Below are 21,245 nucleotides of genomic sequence, written 5' to 3' on the forward strand. Positions count from 1 at the left end.
ATTTTAAAATCCAAAATCATGAAAATTAAATTTTTAATTTTAGTAGGTTTATTTAGTTTACAAGCCACATTAGCCCAAGAAACTGTAATTGACAGTGTAAAAGTAAAGCAAGAGAAAATGCTTCTTGAACAACAAAAAGCCGAAAAAGAAAGAATCAAAGCAGAAGAAAAAATAATTAAAGAGCAACAAAAGGCTGAAAAAGAGCGTCAAAAAGCTTTAAAAGATGCTGAAAAAGCAAAAAAAGAAGCTGAAAAAGCTCAGAAAAAAGCTGAAAAGGAACTAAAACAAGCTGAAAAAGCGGTAGCCCAAAGGGAAAAAGCTAAAAACAATATCGAAAAAGCTAAATCTAAAATTGATAACAACAAAAAAGATTTAGAAAAAGATAAAGAAAAATTTGAAAAACTTAGAAGAAAAGGCAAACTAACTCCAGAAGACGAATTAAAATGGAGAGAGAAAATTCTTAAAAAGGAAAACAAAGCTTTAGAACTACAATTAGATTTAGAAAAAGCAGAAAACAAATTGAAAAAACTAGAATAAAAAAACCCGATTCTCACGAATCGGGTTTTTTTATGATTAATTCAAACTCAATTTCTGAGTTAATCCTTTTCCTTTAGTTAATAATTTCATATCAGAAATAACATTTAAAGTTTCTTCAATGTAAATATCTTTTTGCATGTCTTCGTGCCAACGCTCTCTTTTTTGTTTTAGTAAAGTATCTTTTTCAAACAAAGCAACTTCGTCTGGCAAAGAGGTAAACACAAAATTATTTTTATAATCAGTAATTGCTTTAAACTTCTTAATTTTTGCATCGGTTGTTTCAATTTCTCTGTTGAATTCATTTAAATTCAAGCTGAAATCGTTTTCATCTTTACGTTCAAAAATCCATTTTGCATTTTCATCAATAAGATTAAAAGTAGGATTAGATGCAATTCTTCTCTTACTATTTGCAATTACATTATCATAGTTAATGTTAAGTGGTTGATATTTTGCAGGTGCAATTTTATCCCACGGCAAAGCACTTTCTTCATCACGCTCTCCCATATCTAAATAGGCAAAACGATCTGGAAATACAATATCACTTTTTACACCTTCGCGTTGTGTTGAACCTCCATTAATTCTATAAAACTTCTGAATAGTTGTTTTTAATGCACCTAAGTCACCATAAGAATTTCCTCTGATAAATTGATTCAAATCAATCATATTTTGAACCGTTCCTTTTCCATAAGAATGTTTACTTCCTACAACAATACCGCGTTTATAATCTTGAATAGCTGCAGCAAAAATTTCAGATGCTGATGCCGAAAAATTATTAATCATTACAACAAGTGGCCCATCATATTGTACTCTTTTGTCAGGATCTGGCAGAATTTCCGGATTTTTTTTAGGCGCTTTTACTTGAACAACCGGTCCTTCGGGAATAAACAACCCAACCATTTTAACAACCGTTTCTAAAGAACCACCGCCATTATCGCGTAAATCCATGATAAGTCCATCAATGTTTTGTGCTTTCAATTTTTCAATTTCAGCCGCAACATCTTTAAAAGCGTCACGATTTTCTTTATTTTCAAAACTAATATAAAATTTAGGTAAATAAATAATCCCAAATTTCTTTCCATCTTTCTCTACAATACTCGATTTAGCAAAGGTTTCTTCTGTTTCTACTTCATCTCTAATTATCGTAATCACTTTTATAGTACCATCAACTTTTTTAACTGTTAAACGTACTTCAGTTCCTTTTGGACCTTTAATTTTCTTCACTACATCATCTAAACGCATTCCAGCAATGTCAAGAGGTTCTTCTTTACCTTGACCTACTTTTAAAATTAAATCGCCAGCTTCTAATTCTTTTCCTCTCCAAGCCGGACCACCTGAAATTAATTCCGATACTTCAACTCCAGATTCTTTCTTTTGTAATCGAGCTCCAATTCCTTGGAAGGTTCCGCTCATACTTACATCAAATTTTTCTTTATCATCTGGTGAAAAATAGAATGTATGTGGATCAAAACGTTCTACAATTGAATTTAGAAATATTGCAAACCAATCATCTCTTTCCAATTCTTTCTCAATAAAATCAAAATATTCATTTAATGATTTCAATGAATTTTCACGAGCTTCTTTTTCAATAGTTTCAAAAGATTTTACTTTGTAATTAGCGTCATCTTTCTTTTTATCTTCTTCAAGTTTTTGCTTATCTGTAATCGAAGAAAGAGCAGATAATTTCAATTGCTTTCTCCATCTGTCTACTAATTCAGATTTGTTTTTACTGAAAGGTAATTTTTCGTAATCTACATTGATTCTCTCTTTTGCATTAAAATCAAAAGGTTTCTCTAAGATAGACTCATAAATTTCTCTAGATTCTTTCATTCTTTTTAACAAACGAGCATTTGTTAAGTTAAAGAAAGTTAAATCTTTATTTTTAATCATGTCATCAATTTGAGTTTCATATTTACTGAACTCATCAATGTCACTTTGAAGAAAAAATCGTTTTGTAGGATCAATATTATTTAAATATTTACTGTACACTTTTTTAGAAAAATCATCGTTTAACTCAACCGGACTATAATGTCCTTTTTCTAAAACAAAAGACAACAACTCCAATAAAAGTTTGTCTTTCTCTGGATCCTCTTTTTTTTCTCTAGGAATAAAACTCCACAGTATTGCTGATAAAGCAGTTACCAACAATATAACCTTATAATTTCTTTTCATAAATTCCACTATTCGTTTCATTGAAAAATTTTCAACTAAATTACACAAAAAATCATGCCATAAGCATGCAAAATACTATAATTTTTTGTTAAACCAACAAAAATTGTCATTCAAAAAAAAGGTTTCGGCATAAATTATTTAATTTAGCAAAAAATGTATGAAGAATGTCAAAACCACTTATATTAGTAACCAACGACGATAGTATTGTTGCGCCAGGAATTCGCGCTTTAATTGAAGTTATGAAAGAACTTGGCGATGTGGTAGTTGTAGCTCCTGATAGCCCGCAAAGCGCCATGGGTCACGCCATCACAATCAACAACACATTAAAACTAGAAAAAGTACATTTAGACAAAGACCTTGAACAAGAATACAGTTGCAGCGGAACACCCGTAGATTGTGTAAAAATTGCTGTAAACGAAATTCTAAAAAGAAAACCCGATTTATGTGTTTCAGGAATTAATCATGGTTCAAATTCATCGATTAATGTAATTTATTCAGGAACGATGAGTGCCGCAGTTGAAGCTGGAATCGAAGGAATTCCCGCTATCGGATTTTCGTTGTTAGATTATAGTTGGGATGCCGATTTTAATCAAATCAAAGCTCACGTTAAGCAAATTGCTTCCGAAGTTTTAAAAAACGGTTTGCCCGAAGGTGTGATTTTGAATGTGAATTTCCCAAAATTAAGCAAAGAAGATATCAAAGGAGTGAAAATTTGTCGCCAAGCGAAAGCCATGTGGCAAGAAGAATTTGACAAAAGAACCAATCCACAAGGAAAAGAATATTATTGGTTAACTGGAAAATTTGTCAATTTAGATAAAGGAACTGACACCGATGAATGGGCCTTAGAAAACGGCTACATTTCGATTGTGCCCGTGCAATTTGATTTAACTGCACATCACGCAATGCATCAATTAAATTCTTGGGAATTATAAATTTAGACGATTAGAAAATGAAATATTATATCATAGCAGGAGAAGCTTCGGGCGATTTACATGGTTCTAACTTAATGAAGGCTTTGTATGAAAAAGATCCATCAGCCGAAATTCGTTTTTGGGGTGGCGATTTGATGCAAAATGTAGGCGGAACTTTAGTAAAACATTATCGCGAATTGGCTTTTATGGGATTTATTGAAGTCATAATGAACTTAAAAACGATTTTGAATAACATCAAAATCTGTAAAAAAGACATTGAAACGTTCAAACCTGATGCAATTATTTTTATTGATTATCCTGGATTTAACATGCGAATTGCGACTTGGGCAAAAGAGCGAAATATTCCAACGCATTATTACATTTCGCCACAAATTTGGGCTTGGAAAGAAAATCGTATCAAAGCTATTAAGCGCGATGTAGATTTTATGTATGTAATTCTTCCGTTTGAGAAAGATTTCTACGAGAAAAAACACCATTTCCCAGTTCATTTCGTCGGACATCCATTAATTGATGCAATTGCTAGTAGAACAGAGGTTTCAGACGAAATTTTTAGAAAAGAAAACCAATTATCTGAAAAACCAATAATTGCACTTTTACCCGGAAGTAGAAAGCAAGAAATTGCTAAAATGCTTTCGATTATGCTCTCGGTAACCAACGATTTTCCTGATTATCAATTTGTGATTGCTGGTGCTCCAAGTCAGGAATATGAGTTTTACAAAACGTTTTTAACGAATGAAAATGTGAAATTTATTTCGAATAAAACTTATGATTTATTGAGCCATTCACACGCTGCTTTAGTAACTTCTGGAACGGCTACTTTAGAAACCGCTTTATTCAATGTTCCTGAGGTGGTTTGTTATAAAGGAAGCTACATTTCGTACCAAATTGCCAAACGCATCATCACTTTAAAATACATTTCACTTGTAAATTTAATCATGGATAAAGAAGTGGTTAAAGAGTTAATTCAGGAAGAATTGAATACAAAAAACCTAAAAATTGAATTAGAAAAAATTCTAAATCCAGAAAACAGAACCGTTTTACTAAAAAATTATGCCGATTTAAAACAAAATTTAGGTGGCGAAGGCGCGAGTAAAAAAACGGCAGCATTAATTGTAAATTCTTTAAAAAAGTAAGATATTTTTTAATATATTTGGCTTAATATTGTCTCAAACATAAAACTTAAATACTGTAAAACAATTTTGTTTGAAAGTATTTAAATTCCCCCTACTTACGGTAACAATTAGCTTTGCGATAGGAATTATCGTTAGCTATCTTATGCAATTTACTTTTGAGAAAATAGTTTTTTCGATTGTAGGTTGCCTAACTTTATTTGTGTTTTTATTTTGGAGAAGTAAAAAAGTATTACTTCAAAATATTGCTTTTGGAATTACCACTTACCTACTCGCTTTTACTTTAGGAATGATGAATTTTTACATTCATTCCGATTTGAATTCAAAAAATCATTACTCTAAAAAATCATTTGAAGAAACGAATTCGATACGAGCCATCGTTACCACAACTTTAAAACCGAATACGAAGTATAACAAATATTTCATTTCACTTTCACATTTTAATGATTCGATTACTTCTGGAAAACTATTGCTTTATGTTCCAAAATCAAATATTAAAACCTTACATTCTGGTGATGAAATTTGGTTAAACAGTGCAATCTATCCAGTTCCAAAAGCTTTCAATCCGTACCAATTTGATTATTCGAAATATTTGGAAAAGCAGAACGTATTTCATCAAATTTATACGCAAGAAAATCAAATTAAAATCATTCAAAGACACAAAACACTTGATTTTAACATAGAAAATTTAAGAAACAATCTCAGTAAAAGTTTTGATATTCATCATTTCGAACCCAAAACAAAAGCCATAATTGATGCTTTAATTTTAGGACAACGATTAGAATTAGACAAGGAAACCATTACCGATTATTCCAATGCAGGCGTGATTCACATTCTAGCGATTTCGGGATTGCACATTTCTATTATTTACTTTTTTATTGTGTTCCTATTGAAACCACTAAAAAGAATTCGTTTTGGAGCGGAAATTCAATTATTAATCGTCTTAGCGATTTTATGGTTATTTGCCTTGCTTACAGGTTTACCAGCATCGGTAACTAGAGCGGTGACTTTGTTTAGTTTTATTAGTATCGGAAATTATTTCAATCAACCGAAAGCAATTTATAATGCTTTAGCTATTTCCGCTTTTTTAATTTTATTGATGAAACCGAATGCGATTTTTGATATTGGATTTCAATTGAGTTATGTAGCCGTTTTATCGATAGTTTTGTTTCAACCTTTTTACAAAAAATTCTATTTTTCCGAAAATAAAATTGCGGTTTACTTTACCGATACCGTTTTGGTTTCTTTAGCAGCGCAAATTGGTGTTTTACCTTTGAGTTTGTATTATTTTAATCAATTGCCTTTATTATTTTTGCTTGCAAACTTGGTTATTATTCCGCTTTCGAGTTTGGTTTTGATTGCTGGAATCGTGATTTTACCTCTCAATTACATTCTGCCTTCGTTTGCGATTTTTTTAGGTAAAATTTTAGAATTCAGTATTCAATTTATGAACAATTACATTCATTGGATTGCCCAATTTAAAAGCGGAATTATCACGAATATTTCGTTTTCAGGTTGGTTGACTTTTTCGATGTATTTGGTCATAATTGGTTTTATTTATTGGTTTTATCACTCTAAAGCTAAAAATGTAAAATATATTTTAGGAACACTTTTACTCTTTCAATTGAGTTACATCAGCATAAAATGGAATGAAAACAACAGTAGTGAATTAGTAATTTTCAATGAAAAAACAACGCTAATTGGCATCAAAAATCAAAACAAGGTAATAGCTTTTAGTGATATTCCAGAGAATCATTACACTACTTTAAATCATTACATTAGAGGAACATTTTCAGATTCGTTACGAATTTTTCCAATCCGAAACGCAATTTCATTTCAAAATAAAAGAATTTTAATAATTGATAGTTTGGGTATTTATAAAACTTCGATTCGACCTGAAATTATTGTTTTAACTCAGAATCCAAAAATCAATCTAACTCGATTGATTCAAGAAATGAAACCAAAAGAAATTATTGCAGATAAAAGTAACTACAAAAACAATATTAAATTTTGGGAAGCCACTTGTAAAAAAGAAAAAATCCCTTTTCATGCTATTGCCGAAAAGGGATTCTATAGATTGAAGTAAAATTACTTTTTCTTAATAATTTGGTTAGCACCATCAAGCCAAACTTGAGGACCACCTGCAACATATCCTGAACTTCCTAAAGCCGTCAAATTTATTTTAGCTTCAGCGGTTTTAACAGCACTTACAAACCAAACAGTAGGATAACCGTTAACTTGCAACTGTTTTTGTAGTTGAGCATTTTGCATTTTTACAACATCAGTTTGATTGTTTTTTCTTGGAAAATCTAATTCAACCAAAACTACGTTTTCTTTTGCCCATTTAATAAATTCTGGTGTTTTGAAAACTTCTTTTTGCAAACGAATACACCATCCACACCAATCAGAACCTGTAAAAAACAAGAACATAGGTTTGTTCTCTTTGATTGAAATGTCGGTAGCTTTTGACATATCGGTATGCCATGTTAACTCTTCTTGCGCTTGGATTGACATACTAGTCAAAGTTAAAAACGCTATTAGTAAAATCTTTTTCATATTGTAAATTTATAAAACAAATGTAACAAATTAAATGCCAAAAATAATTGTTACTTAACTTCTTGCATCAATTTCCTAACGATTGGCGAAATAGCAATTAAAACCGCTCCAGCAACTAAAGCATAAATTGCTAATTGTTGGTAACCATCGGTGTAGGCAATTAATTTTTCTGCTTTGGTAGCATTTTCATTTGCGCTTGACATACCAGCACCTAAAATTCCTGCTACATATTGACCGTAAGCGCTAGCTAAAAACCACATTCCCATCATAACACCTTGTAATTTTAAAGGAGAAAGTTTGGTCATAATCGATAATCCAATTGGTGATAAACAAAGCTCTCCAAAAGTGATGATAAAATAAGCTAAAGTGAATATTTCTAGCGAAGTCATTCCGTCAATATTTGCAAAAAATCTTGTAAAATAGAACGTGTAAAAAGCTAAGGCTAAGAATAAAAATCCTAATCCGAATTTCACCACTGTATTCGGTTCAGCTTTTCTTGAATTTAACCAAACCCAAACCAATCCTAAAAGGGGTGCAAAAATGATTACGAATAATGAATTTGCAGCGTTATTTACACCGTTAGGATCTAAATTAACACCTAGAAAATCATTGTCTAAATTATTAGCGGCAAATAAACTTAATGAACCGCCACTTTGCTCAAAAAACGCCCAAAACAAAATTGAAAACACAATAAAAACCATTGCCGCAATCAACTTTTTGTTTTCTTGAAGCGTGAAATTTCGCATTTCATAACCCAAATACAACAGAGTAACAGGACCGATGGTATACATAAAATAATCGGTATATTCAGGATTGGAAACCATTGTCATAATTAATGGAATAGCCACTAAAGTTCCTATATATGTAGCATATTCATATAATTTTCTTTTCGAATCTTTTAAATGCAATAAGGGAGAAAGTCCAATTGTAGCTAAACTTTTTTGCGTAAATAAGAAAGTTATCAAACTAATTGTCATTACAATTCCGGCTAAGCCAAAAGCTAAATTCCAAGAATAATTTTTCCCGATGTAAATACAAGCGTAACCTCCTAAAAGTGCACCAATATTAATTCCAGAATAAAACAATGAAAAACCAGCATCTCTTCTCGAATCATTCCCTTTATATAAAGTTCCTACCATGGTAGAAATGTTCGGTTTAAAAAATCCTGTTCCAATAACGGTAAAAGCAATTCCAAGAAAGAAAAATTGTTTCGGATCGATTGCTAAAATGGCACTTCCAACAATCATCATAATTCCACCCCAAAACAAGGATTTTCTATATCCTAGAATTTTATCGGCAAACAAACCTCCTACAAAAGTGAAAGCATAAACAAAAGCTTGGGTTGCTCCATATTGTAAATTAGCTACATCTTCTTTCATGAACAATTGATGTACCATGAAAAAAGTTAACATTCCGCGCATTCCGTAGAAACAAAAACGTTCCCACATTTCGCTAAAGAACAAATACCAAAGTTGTTTTGGATATTTTCCTTCGAAATTTTGAATTTCTTCTATAGTTTGAGTTGCTTTCATCCTAGTGAATTCCTTTTTCTTGCATTACTTTGTTAAGTTGTTTCAATAAAATAAACATCAATAAAGTAGCAAACATTAATAATCCGAAATTAACCCAAAAGAAGTCTTGTTTGTTGTCGTAGGTATCCCAAAGACTTGCTAACACACCACTTAATTTATTTCCGATGGAAGTGGATAAGAACCAACCACCCATCATTAAAGAAGTGATGTTCGTTGGACTTAATTTAGAAACTACAGATAATCCCATCGGACTCAAAAATAATTCTCCGATTGTGATAACTCCATAATTGGCAACTAACCACCAAACACTTACTTTTTCTGTTCCGTTTGCTCCCATATTTACGGCAGCAATCATTACTAAAACAGATAAAGCTGAAATTAATAATCCGAATGCTATTTTTGTTGGCGTTGAAGGCTCTTTCTTTCTACTTCTTAAAAAGGTGAAGAATGCCACAACTAATGGTGTTAAAATAATAACCCAACCTGGATTGATCGACTGACTTAAATTGGTTGCCCAAAGCGAAACTTTTGAACCTTCTTCTGGTAATTTATCTTTAGCTACGTTTCTGAAATAAACTGGATAATCAACTGTTTTTTGAACTTCTCCATCTACTTTTTGAATGCGGAAACTCGCATCGTATAATTCAACAGTGTCTTTTTTGTATTCTACTTCTTTAGCTAATTTTAATCCATTAAAAACGGTTTGAGTGGTTCCTGTTATTTCTCTATCGGTATAACGGTCTGCCCAAGTTGTTAAAGCCGAACCATTCAATTTGAATACAGCCCAAAATAAAATTACAACTGCAAAAATGGTTAACAAAGCACCGATTGGTCTTTTGTCTTCCACTTTGGCTTTGAAATATAAACTTCCGTAGAAGAAAATTACTGGAATACATGCAAAAATAAAAGCATCCGTACTATCCGAACCAAAAATATAACCACTAGGATTTGCTTCTGAAGTTACTCCTTTTAATAACCAACCAATTACCCCAAAAACTGCAGATGGTACTAAAATAAACATTACAATTTTCCAGAAAGGCATATCGCCAGCCTGTACTCCTTTTTTCTCGGTTTTATCGCCATAATGTTTTGTTCCTAATAAGAAAACAATAACTCCTACAAACATTCCGACTCCAGCTGCCATGAAAGCATATTGCCAACCTAATAAAATTTGTAAAGCAGCTCCAAAGAAGTTACAAATGAACGCTCCAACGTTAATTCCCATGTAGAAAATGTTGTAACCTTCGTCTTTTTTATCTTTATATTGATCTTCGGTATAGAAATTACCTAAAAGAGTTGAGATATTTGGTTTGAAAAAACCGTTACCCACGATAACCAATGTCATGGCTATGTAAAGCATTGTAATATCATGAATTCCCATCATGAAATAACCAGCTCCCATCATGATTCCACCGATAACGATAGATTTTTTGTAGCCCCAATATCTATCCGCAACTAAACCTCCAATGAAAGGAGTTAAAAATACCAAAGCGATAAAAGTTCCGTATAAATCGGATGCTTCTTTCTCGGTCATAGCGAATCCAGCTTCAACATCTTTAAGATATAAGGTAAAAATACCAATCATTAAATAGTAACCGAAACGTTCCCACATTTCAGATAAAAACAAGTAAGGCAATGCTTTAGGATGACTTTTCCACATAATTTATTGTATTAAAAAAACAAACCTACAAGGGTTTCTTGTAGGTTTGAAAGATATAAAAAATATTTTATTTTATTTTACTACTTATTCGTTTTAGCTTCAACATGGTCATTATGCATTCTTTTTTCTAACCAAGAACTTAATACGAAAAGAATGGCAGCAGCTGCACCTGACATGATGATGAACAAAATGAAGAACTCATATAAATTCGTAATTTGGAAACCTAAGAATGAAGTTGCTCCTCCAGTCCCATCTTCACCACCCGGAATTAAAGCACTTAATGTTCCTGCAAATTTATTCGCCGCAGCATTTGCTAAGAACCAAGTTCCCATCATTAAAGACGACAAACGTAAAGGTGCTAATTTAGAAACCATTGATAATCCGATAGGTGACAAACATAATTCCCCAATAGTATGAATTACATAAAGACCAATTAACCACCACATTGACACTTTCTCACCTAATCCTAAACCTTTAACAGCAATAGCAATAACTACATATCCTAAAGCTACTAAACCAAGTCCAATTGCCATTTTCTTAGGAGAAGACGGTTCTAATTTTCTAGCATATAAGAATCCCCAAACAATTGTCATAATTGGAGCTAATGAAATAACCGCTAATGGATTTACCGATTGAAAATAAGACGCTGGCATTTCCCATCCAAAAATTGTTCTTTCTGTTTGTCTGTCTGCAAATAAAGTTAATGAAGCTCCAGCTTGTTCAAAAGCACCCCAGAAGAAAATAACGAAAAACGCTAAAAGGAAAATTACTGTAATTCTTTGTGTTTCAATTTTAGTTAAACTTTTATCACTAAAAATTAAAATTGGCATAGCTACCATTGCTCCATAAATGAAATAACTGATAATATCTACATCACTTTTAAACATTTGTTTAAAGTTCAACATAAAGAAAATAATTCCTATTGAACCAATGATCATAGCGATACTTTTAACATCTAACTTTTTAACTGGTAATCCAATTGCATTCCCTTCTTCAGAAATTAGATACTTTTTTTGACCTAAAATGAACGCTACTAAACCTATTAGCATTCCAATACCAGCCGCTAAAAATCCCCATTTAAAATCCATTGAACCACAAACTAAAGGAGAAAAGAAAGCTCCTAAATTGATTCCCATATAGAAAATGGTGAAAGCACTATCAATTCTTCTGTCATTTGCTGGATATAATTGTCCTACCATTGTTGAGATATTTGGTTTAAAAAAACCATTACCAATGATAATTGCTGTTAACCCCATCCACATAAGAGAAACACCACCATTTGCTCCAACCGAAGCACTGAAGAACATGAAGAACTGACCAATTGCCATTAAAAGTCCTCCAATAACAATACTTCTTCTATTCCCTAAAAATTTGTCACACAAATAACCTCCTAAAAGAGGTGTTAAGTACACCAATCCTGTATAACTTCCGTAAATTTCAGAAGCATCGGCATCTTTCATTAATAATACTTTAGTCATGAATAGAATGAAAATGGCTCTCATTCCATAATAACTGAATCGCTCCCACATTTCTGTGAAGAATAAAAAGTACAACCCTTTAGGATGTCCTGTTTTTACAGCATTGTTTTCCATATAATTTGTTTTAGTTTATTGGTTTATTATAATTTTTCTTTGATGAAATTCGTCATTTTAGTGTACAATTGTAAGCGAGTTTTTCCGCCGTAAATTCCGTGGTTTTTATCTGGATAAATTGCCCAATCAAATTGTTTATTTGCTTGAACTAATGCTTCAACCATTTTCATTGTATTTTGAACATGAACGTTATCATCAGCAGTTCCGTGAATTAACAAGAAGTTTCCTTTTAATTTACTTACGTGATTGATTGGTGAATTGTTATCATAACCACTTGCGTTTTCTTGTGGAGTTTGCATGTAACGCTCTGTATAAATACTGTCATAATATCTCCAAGAAGTTACTGGAGCTACTGCGATTGCCATTTTAAAAACATCGGCACCTTGGAACAAACAGTTAGACGACATGAATCCGCCATAACTCCATCCAAAAATTCCGATTCTTGAAGCGTCAACGTAGTTGTATTTTCCAATTACTTTAGCAGCATCGATTTGGTCTTCTACTTCAAATTTTCCTAATTCTTTTTGTGTGCATTTTTTAAAAGCAGCTCCTTTGAAACCTGTTCCTCTTCCATCAACACAAGCTACGATGTAACCTTGTTGTGCTAACATCATAAACCAATAATCATCTGTGCTATTCCAAGCGTTATCTACTTGTTGCGAACCTGGTCCTGAATACTGATACATGAAAACTGGGTATTTTTTATTTGGATCGAAATTTTTCGGTTTAATCATCCAAGCATTTAATTGGTGCCCTTTTTCAGTAGTTAAGACGAAAAACTCTTTAGGAGTTACATCGTATTTTGCTAATTTTTGTTCAACAGCTTCATTAGAAACAATAGTTTTAACAACCGCTCCAGTTTTTGAATCGTTTAAAGTGTATGTTGGTGCTGAAGTTGCGCTTGAATACGTATTGATGAAGTATTGGAAATTCGGGCTAAAAGTTGCCGAATTTGTTCCTGTTTTAGAAGATAATCTTACTTTAGACTTCCCATCAACTTTGATAGCGTAAACATCTCTATTGATAGAACCATTTTCAACCGACTGATAATAAACCATTCCAGATTTTTCATCAAAACCGTAATAGTTTGTTACTTCCCATTTTCCAGAAGTAATTTGTTTTTTCAATTTACCTGATTTATCATAGTGGTAAATATGATTGAATCCGTCTTTTTCTGATGTCCAAATAAAACTGTTGTCTTTTAAAAACGTTAAGTTATCGGTAACATCAATGTAAGCAGCATCTTTTTCGTTTAAAACAATTTTTGTAGTTCCAGCATTAGCATCAACAAAATGTAAATCTAGATTGTTTTGATGACGATTCATAACTTGAACACTTAAAGTAGCTGCGTCATTCGTCCATTTGATTCTTGGAATATAAAAATCTTTGTAATTTCCTAAATTGATTTTCTTAGTTGTTCCTGATTTTAAATCGAAAATATGTAACGAAACAATTGCATTTTTTTCACCCGCTTTTGGATATTTGAAAACGGTTTGTGTTGGATACAAACCTTCATTGTACATGTCCATTGAAAATTCTGGAACTTCCGTTTCATCAAATTTGATATAAGCGATTTTTGTACCCGTTACATTCCAATCATACGCTTTTACGAATGCAAATTCTTCTTCATACACCCAATCCGTAATACCATTGATGATTTTATTTTTTTGTCCGTCTTGCGTAATTTGAATTTTTACTCCTGATGACAAATCATGAACATATAGGTTGTTTTCAAATGCGTAAGCAACTTTGGTTCCATCAGCACTAAATGTTGGCTCTTGAATAGCATTAGCCGTAAAACTACTTACCGTTTTTGAAGGAATATCATAAATAAAATATTCAGCTGTGAAAGAATGACGGAAAATAGGATTTGATTTGGTTGCTATTAAAATCTTTTTCTCGTTTTTATCAAAAGAATAACTATCGATTGATGTTACTTCTGAATGGTTTTTAGTATCAAAAAGAGTACTTACTTTTTCTAAAGTGGCAAAATCGTACAAATCGATTTGATAACTTTTAGAATTTCTATCGAAATTTAAAACCGTATATTGGTTAGTGTTCTTCATGGCGCTCAAAGCATCCATCCCTTTGGTTCTGAAGGCTCCGCCCCAAATTTCTTCTAACGTAATTTTTTGTTGCGCTACAACTGATAATGAGCTTGCTACAAAAAGTAAAATCGCTAAACTGTATTTTTTCATAATATTATGTTCTTAAAAAACTTCCAATTTTAGTGAAAATATATGAATTAACCATAATTTTAACTTGATTTAATAAACTTTTTGATTTTATAAAATATTTAATTACATTTATATTTGAAACGGTAACATCGCTAAATGGCAGTAACTCTACAAAATGGATTCTTTTTTTTATCCAACATCTCGGCTGTTGTCAGTCTATATGTTTTTATTTATTTAATTTTATTACTAACCGTTTTTGGGTTGTTTTTTAACTTTCAATTAAAATCGTCTAACATTGATTTTAGAACGTTACGAAATACCGTAAATCATCATTCTAACGCTCAATATCGCTATTATTTTTTATACTTAGGATTAATTTTTCCTGTTGCCGAGCTTTTTAATTTAATTTTTAACGAATCTAAAAGTGTAAACTCGTATTTCGAATTTCTCACAGGTGCTTTTTGTGTCTTTATCTTCATTATAACATCAAAGAAAGAAGTTGCTAAATACAGCTTTATTATATTTCGTACCTGTTTTTTTTTACTTCTTGCATCAACAGTTTTTAGCTTTTTTACAGAAAGCATAACCTTCTTGTTGTTTTCAAAACACCTCCTTTTACTGTTTTTTGCATTTGCCATTTTTAAGAGATTTACAACCTATCTTATTTTTATTGGCATTAACTTTCTTTTATTATTTTTCCTAACGTTATTTAAAAACGAAGAAACAACAACTATCGTTACTCTTGTTAATGCACTCTTTATAATTTTAGTAATTCACTTAGGTCAGATAATACGAAATATTAAAGCTAATGAAAGACTAATTTTTACACAAGACATTATAAACAACACCAACTCCATAATTATTGCAGCTGATAATTTAGGAAATGTTCAATACTGTAATGATTCTATAACTAAAATTTTAGGTTACACTCCAGAAGAAGTTCTAGGAAAAGCGTTTTGGTCTTTAACAGAAGATACCGAATTTGAAGCTGGTGACTATTCTAATAAATTTAAACCTAACTCGGTTTATTTTAGAAAATTAAAATGCAAAAACGGAGAATACAAGTTTATTCAATGGACCGATTTTAAACAAACCAACAACACTTACGTAGCAACTGGACAAGATGTTACTTCAAAAATTAGCTTAGAAACTAAATATGCCAATTTAATTCAAAATGCTAAAGATATTATCTATGAAAGTGATCGATATGGTAATATTATTTATGCTAATAAATTTTCAATTCAAACTTTAGGCTACCGATTAGAAGAGCTTTTAGGAAGACACTTTAGTGATTTTATTAGAGACGATTTCAAAAGCACTGTATCAAAATTTTATATCGATTCTATCTCAGAAACAGATGAGTTTGACATTTTAGAATTTCCGATAATTAAAAAGAATGGCGAAGAAATTTGGGTTTCGCAAAAAGTAACCATAAAAAGAGACGAAAATGATATGGTCTCTGGTTTTTCATGTATTATTAGAGATATTACAGCTACAAAACTTTTAGAATTAGAGGAACACAAACGAATAGAAGAAATAAGCAGATTAAACAACGTTTCTAACAAACTATCTACCTTAAACTTCTTAACATTTCCAAATTTAGAAGCTTTAATTCAACATATTTGTAAAGAAACTGCTATCGGATTAAAAATTGACCGAGTGGCGCTTTGGAATTATGAACAAGACCAAATTGATTTAAAAAACATTTATGTACATAGCGAAGACAAACATTATGCAGATTTGTCAATTCCTAAGAAAAATATTAGCAACTACATTTCAAATATTGAATCGCAACCAATAATTATTGCTTCAAATGTGTTTAAAGATGAATCTCTTAAAGAATTTACAATTGAATATTTCCCTAAGTACAATATTAAATCATTACTAGACATTCCTATTTACATTGGTGGAGAGCTAAATAATATTTTGTGTTTAGAAGCTACTCACGAGTTCAGATACTGGACAAATGAAGACATTAACTTTTGTAAAACCGTTGCCGAAATTATAGCGTTAGCAATAGAAACTACAAGGAGAAAAAACGCTGAAAATCAAATTATTTATAAAAACGAAATCTTAACAGCAATTGCAAACGTAACTAGCAACTTACTAATTCACAAAGACAAAGATGATATTTTTGATGTTTCAATTGAACAAATAGGTAAAGTATTAAAAGTAGATCGTTTGTATTATTTTGAAAATGACATCAAAACGAATTTGATGAGTCAACGCTTTGAATGGGTTTCTGAAACAGATTTAGCAGAGATAGACAATCCATTGTTACAAAATATCCCACACGAGGAATTTGCAGATTTCATGCAAATCATATTAAACAAAAAACCGTACCTAAATTTAACCAAGAATGTTCCTGAAAGCAATTTTAAAGATTTATTAATTGATCAAAACATTGTTTCAATTTTAATAATTCCTCTTTTTGACAAGGAAACTTTCATCGGTTTCATTGGATTTGATGATTGTAAAAACGAACGTATTTGGACAGATGAAGAAATTAATATCCTACTTACACTTGCAAACAATATTGCTTCTACAATCATAAGAATCAACAACGAAAAAGCAATTGCAGAAAGTGAAGAAAAATTTAGATTATTAGCCAATAATATTCCTGCTTCTGTTTTCTTAGTTAAATATGACACTGCTCGAACAAAAGTTTATCTAAATGATGAAATTGAAAAATTAACAGGATACCATCGCGATGATTTTATGAGCAATAAAATTTCGTTACTCGATTTGTATCATCCTGACGAGAAAGAAGAATTAAGACTCATCATTGACGAAGCTTTACACAATAGAAAACCCTATAAAGCAACGTGTAGAATTAGACGAAAAGACGGAAATTATGTTTGGATTGAAGAATATGGCGAAGGAATTATCATCAACAATGAGATTGCTTACATTGAAGGCGTATTAATTGATATCACAGAAAGAAAAGTAGCCGAAGAAGCCGTTATTGCAAAAGAATTAGCCGAATCTTCTAACAAAGCAAAATCAGAATTCTTGGCAAATATGAGCCATGAAATTAGAACGCCTTTAAATGGAATTATTGGGTTTAGCAATTTGCTTTTAAACTCCGATTTAACTGAAATTCAAAAACAACATTTAGAAACGGTTAATCAATCAGCTTCCACACTTCTTGATGTAGTAAATGATATTTTAGACATTTCTAAAATTGAAGCTGGAAAATTAATCATCGACAAAGAAAAAACAAGCTTACACACCATCATCAATCAATGTATTGATATGATGAAATTTATGGCGCATCAAAAAAACTTGGAACTTATTGTTAATATTCACGAAGAAGTACACTGCGCTATTTGGGTTGATGAAATGCGGCTAAAACAAATTCTACAAAACTTATTAAACAATGCGATTAAATTTACTCAAAAAGGACAAATCGAATTAGAAGTTTCTGCAACAAACTTAAACGAAAACACTTCAAAAATTAAATTTAGCATTAAAGACACCGGAATAGGAATTAAAAAAGAGAATAAGAAAAAAATCCTTGAAGCTTTTACTCAAGAAGACAATTCTACAACTCGAAATTATGGCGGAACTGGGCTTGGGTTAACCATCACCAACAGTCTTTTAAAATTAATGAACAGCAAATTAGAAATTGAAAGCGAACTTAATGTTGGATCAACTTTTAGCTTTGAATTGCTATTAAAATCTGAATTATGCAACAATCATTTATCTGTTAACAATCATAATTTTAAAAAAGCCTTAATTATTGAAGACAATAAACTTGTTTCTTCAATAATTAAAAACATGTTACAATGTTATAATATTGATGCAGAATCATACGAAAATAGTATCGAAACTATTTCAAAATTTATCCTAGAAAATCAAATTGATTTATTGCTTTTAGATTTAGAATATTTGTCAGAAGAAATAACAACTAAAATCATAAATGAATTAAGTAATTTACCAAATCTTTCGGTAATTGTGATGCAAAACTCTAATTCAAAATTTAATGAAACTAGTAGTTACAAAAACGCTCAAAGCATTATAAAACCAATAAAACACGAAGCTTTACAAAACTTTATTAACCAAAATTACTCCGAAACCAAACAACCAATAAAAAAAACCAAGGAAGAAATTTCGTTGCAATCGCCTAGCATCTTAATAGTTGACGACAACAAAATTAATATGCTATTAACCAAAACTTTAATCAGAAACAAAGTACCAAACAGCATCATTTACGAAGCAAAAAATGGTCAAGAAGCGGTTGATTTAGCATTAGAACACAATCCTGACATTATTTTCATGGATATCCAAATGCCAATTATGAATGGATACGAAGCGGCAACAGAAATTAGAAAAACAAATCCAAATACAATAATTATTGCCATTACTGCTGGAATTATTACAGGCGAGAAAGAAAAATGTTTAGAAGTTGGGATGAATGATTTTATCATTAAACCAATTGATAAAATTTTATTTGAAACCACTTTATTTAAATGGATAAATAGTCTTCCTAATTAATCCAATTAGTATCTTTGCCTTCTATTTGAAAAAAATTCACTGCTATGAATCAAAATGTTAAAGGCTTTTCAAAATTATCCAAAGAAGAAAAAATAAATTGGATTACAAATACCTATTTCGTAAATCCAGAAGAAGCAAAAGAAAGCATCACCAAATATTGGAATTCGGACGAAAACTTACAAAAGCTTCACGACGAATTCATCGAAAACACCTTAACTAATTTTTATCTTCCTTACGGAGTAGCACCAAACTTTACCATCAACGGAAAAAGCTATACAATTCCAATGGCCATTGAAGAAAGTTCGGTTGTTGCAGCGGCATCAAAAGCAGCAAAATTTTGGGGCGAAAGAGGCGGTTTTAAAGCTACCATTATCAATACTGAAAAAATTGGTCAAGTTCACTTTCTTTTCAATGGAAATTCAGAAAAATTAACTGCTTTTTTCAATAAAATAAAACCAACTTTCTTCGATGACACACAAGAAATCACCAAAAACATGCAAAAGCGTGGTGGCGGAATTTTAGACATCGAACTAAGAGATAAAACCCATGAAATTCCAAATTATTATCAACTTCATGCTACTTTTAATACTAAAGATAGCATGGGAGCGAATTTCATTAATACGTGTTTAGAGCAATTTGCTAAAACATTAGAAAATCAAGCTCAGGAATATTTGGATTTTACTTCGGAAGAAAAAAACATTCAAATTGTAATGAGTATTCTAAGCAATTTTGTACCAAATTGTGTTGTTCGTGTTGAAGTTTCTTGTCCGATAAACCAACTTTCAGATGATAAAAATATCGATTCAGTTGAATTTGCTCAAAAATTTGCAACCGCTGTACGAATTGCCGAAGTAGAACCTTTCCGTGCCGTGACGCACAACAAAGGCATCATGAACGGAATCGACGCCGTAGTGTTAGCAACAGGAAACGACTTCAGAGCCGTGGAAGCAGGAATTCATGCCTACGCAAGTAAATCTGGACAATATTCGAGTTTATCGCATGTAAAAATTGAAAACGATATTTTCACTTTTTGGATGGAAATTCCGTTAGCGTTGGGAACAGTTGGAGGTTTAACTTCATTACATCCATTAGTAAAATTCTCAATGGAATTGTTAGGAAAACCTTCTGCGGAAGAATTAATGCAAATTGTAGCAGCCGCTGGATTAGCTCAAAATTTTGCAGCACTTCGTTCTTTAACCACAACGGGAATCCAACAAGGACACATGAAAATGCATTTGATGAATATCTTAAACCAACATCAAGCTACCAAAGAAGAGAAACAAAAAGTCTTAGATTATTTCAAAGACACAACCGTTTCGCATAGTTTAGTAGTTGACTATTTGGAAAAAATTAGAAGTTAATGGAAACCCAAACTTTTTACAGTAACGGAAAATTACTCATTACAGGCGAATACGTTGTTTTAGACGGTGCGAAAGCTTTAGCATTGCCTACAAAATTCGGACAAAGCTTAATCGTAAAATCAGGAACTAACAACCAAATTAAATGGACAAGTTTTGATTCGGATAAAAGTATTTGGTTTGAAGACTTAATTTCGTTTGAAGAAATAAAAAATAAAATCACAAACGATAAAAATTCAGCTGTAAAAAACACTTTAATTGAAATTTTACATCAAGCTTTTATTCAAAATCCAACATTTTTAGAAAAAGAAGGCTACGAAATTGAAACACACTTAACTTTTCCAAGACTTTGGGGTTTAGGCACTTCTTCTACTCTAATAAACAGCATTGGCGATTGGCTAAACATTGACGCATTTGAATTATTACAAAAAAGTTTTGGTGGAAGCGGTTATGACATTGCTTGTGCGAAATCAAATTCGCCAATTGTATATCATTTAGAAAATGAAACACCTCATTTCAAAGCGATTCATTTCAATCCATCATTCAAAGAAAACATTCATTTTGTGTATTTGAATCAGAAGCAAAGCAGCAAGCTGGCAATTGCGAATTATATGTCGAAACACCATCATGTAAATGCCGTAATTTCAAAAATCAACACCATAACTTACGACACCATAGATTGCAAAGAAGGAAAAGAATTTGCCAAACAAATGGAAAAGCATGAAATTATAATGAGTGATGTTCTAGAAATTGAAACCATTCAAGAAAAACTTTTCCCAGATTTTAAAGGCATTATAAAAAGCTTAGGCGCTTGGGGTGGCGATTTTGTTATGGCAATTTCTAAAGAAAACCCTACAGCGTATTTCAAAGAAAAAGGCTATCCTGTTGTACTTTCATATGAAGAGATGATTTTATAATCCTATTTAAAACCGATATAAAACAAAAAAACCACTCATTTGAGTGGTTTTTGTGGTACCTCCAGGGATCGAACCAGGGACACATGGATTTTCAGTCCATTGCTCTACCATCTGAGCTAAGGTACCTTTACAATTTAGAGCATTACTGCTTGTTGATTGCGGGTGCAAATATAGAACGATTTTTATAT

Annotated in this window: 13 protein-coding genes and 1 tRNA gene; 7 read left to right on the forward strand and 7 right to left on the reverse strand. The window is 31.6% G+C overall.

What is annotated here, in order from left to right; all coding sequences use genetic code 11:
* The first annotated feature begins 18 nt into the window (after positions 1-18).
* A complete protein-coding gene (locus B0I03_RS10335; protein WP_111567364.1) occupies positions 19-537 on the forward strand; it encodes a hypothetical protein in 519 nt (172 codons plus the stop codon).
* Between the two features lie 36 nt (positions 538-573).
* On the opposite strand, the gene B0I03_RS10340 is transcribed toward B0I03_RS10335, so the two are convergent.
* Positions 574-2,727 carry a carboxy terminal-processing peptidase gene (locus B0I03_RS10340; RefSeq protein ID WP_111567453.1) on the reverse strand — a complete coding sequence of 718 codons (2,154 nt, stop codon included), beginning with the start codon at positions 2,725-2,727 and terminating at the stop codon, positions 574-576.
* A 143-nt stretch (positions 2,728-2,870) separates the two neighbouring features.
* On the opposite strand from B0I03_RS10340, the gene surE reads away from it, so the two are divergent.
* The 3 genes from surE to B0I03_RS10355 all read left to right on the forward strand — a co-directional run bounded on the left by surE (position 2,871) and on the right by B0I03_RS10355 (position 6,854).
* Complete coding sequence (gene surE / locus B0I03_RS10345; protein WP_111567365.1) at positions 2,871-3,638, forward strand: 5'/3'-nucleotidase SurE; 768 nt, start codon at positions 2,871-2,873, stop codon at positions 3,636-3,638.
* Between the two features lie 17 nt (positions 3,639-3,655).
* Positions 3,656-4,771 (forward strand): lipid-A-disaccharide synthase, encoded by a 1,116-nt coding sequence (lpxB, locus tag B0I03_RS10350; RefSeq protein WP_111567366.1) that lies wholly within the window; start codon positions 3,656-3,658, stop codon positions 4,769-4,771.
* A gap of 70 nt (positions 4,772-4,841) precedes the next feature.
* A complete protein-coding gene (locus B0I03_RS10355) occupies positions 4,842-6,854 on the forward strand; it encodes a ComEC/Rec2 family competence protein (protein ID WP_146603290.1) in 2,013 nt (670 codons plus the stop codon).
* 2 nt (positions 6,855-6,856) lie between these two features.
* On the opposite strand, the gene B0I03_RS10360 is transcribed toward B0I03_RS10355, so the two are convergent.
* The 5 genes from B0I03_RS10360 to B0I03_RS10380 form a co-directional block, all read right to left on the reverse strand.
* Positions 6,857-7,324, reverse strand: coding sequence for a thioredoxin family protein (locus tag B0I03_RS10360; protein ID WP_111567368.1), 468 nt, complete (start codon positions 7,322-7,324; stop codon positions 6,857-6,859).
* Positions 7,325-7,374: 50 nt separating this feature from the next.
* Positions 7,375-8,856 (reverse strand): peptide MFS transporter, encoded by a 1,482-nt coding sequence (locus tag B0I03_RS10365; protein ID WP_111567369.1) that lies wholly within the window; start codon positions 8,854-8,856, stop codon positions 7,375-7,377.
* A 1-nt stretch (position 8,857) separates the two neighbouring features.
* The gene (locus B0I03_RS10370) at positions 8,858-10,516 is read right to left on the reverse strand and encodes a peptide MFS transporter (protein ID WP_111567370.1); all 1,659 of its coding nucleotides are present in this window, start codon (positions 10,514-10,516) and stop codon (positions 8,858-8,860) included.
* A gap of 80 nt (positions 10,517-10,596) precedes the next feature.
* Positions 10,597-12,108: a peptide MFS transporter gene (locus tag B0I03_RS10375; RefSeq protein WP_111567371.1), complete on the reverse strand. Its 1,512-nt coding sequence runs from the start codon at positions 12,106-12,108 to the stop codon at positions 10,597-10,599.
* A 26-nt stretch (positions 12,109-12,134) separates the two neighbouring features.
* The gene (locus B0I03_RS10380; RefSeq protein WP_111567372.1) at positions 12,135-14,306 is read right to left on the reverse strand and encodes a S9 family peptidase; all 2,172 of its coding nucleotides are present in this window, start codon (positions 14,304-14,306) and stop codon (positions 12,135-12,137) included.
* A 135-nt stretch (positions 14,307-14,441) separates the two neighbouring features.
* Here B0I03_RS10380 and B0I03_RS10385 point away from each other — a divergent pair, with 135 nt between their 5' ends.
* Genes B0I03_RS10385 through B0I03_RS10395 form a run of 3 tightly spaced genes read left to right on the forward strand, consistent with a single transcriptional unit; the run spans position 14,442 to position 21,057 of the window.
* The gene (locus B0I03_RS10385; protein ID WP_111567373.1) at positions 14,442-18,782 is read left to right on the forward strand and encodes a PAS domain S-box protein; all 4,341 of its coding nucleotides are present in this window, start codon (positions 14,442-14,444) and stop codon (positions 18,780-18,782) included.
* A gap of 44 nt (positions 18,783-18,826) precedes the next feature.
* A complete protein-coding gene (locus B0I03_RS10390) occupies positions 18,827-20,143 on the forward strand; it encodes a hydroxymethylglutaryl-CoA reductase, degradative (RefSeq protein ID WP_111567374.1) in 1,317 nt (438 codons plus the stop codon).
* Entirely contained in the window at positions 20,143-21,057 is a 915-nt protein-coding gene (locus B0I03_RS10395; RefSeq protein ID WP_111567375.1) for a GYDIA family GHMP kinase, read from the forward strand. The genes B0I03_RS10390 and B0I03_RS10395 overlap by 1 nt, the downstream gene beginning before the upstream one ends.
* A 53-nt stretch (positions 21,058-21,110) precedes the next feature.
* Here the strand turns inward: B0I03_RS10395 and B0I03_RS10400 are convergent.
* Positions 21,111-21,183: transfer RNA gene (locus tag B0I03_RS10400), tRNA-Phe, on the reverse strand.
* Positions 21,184-21,245 lie beyond the last annotated feature (62 nt).

The sequence above is a fragment of the Flavobacterium aquaticum genome (assembly GCF_003259835.1).
In the GTDB taxonomy this organism is placed as follows: Bacteria; Bacteroidota; Bacteroidia; order Flavobacteriales; family Flavobacteriaceae; genus Flavobacterium; species Flavobacterium aquaticum.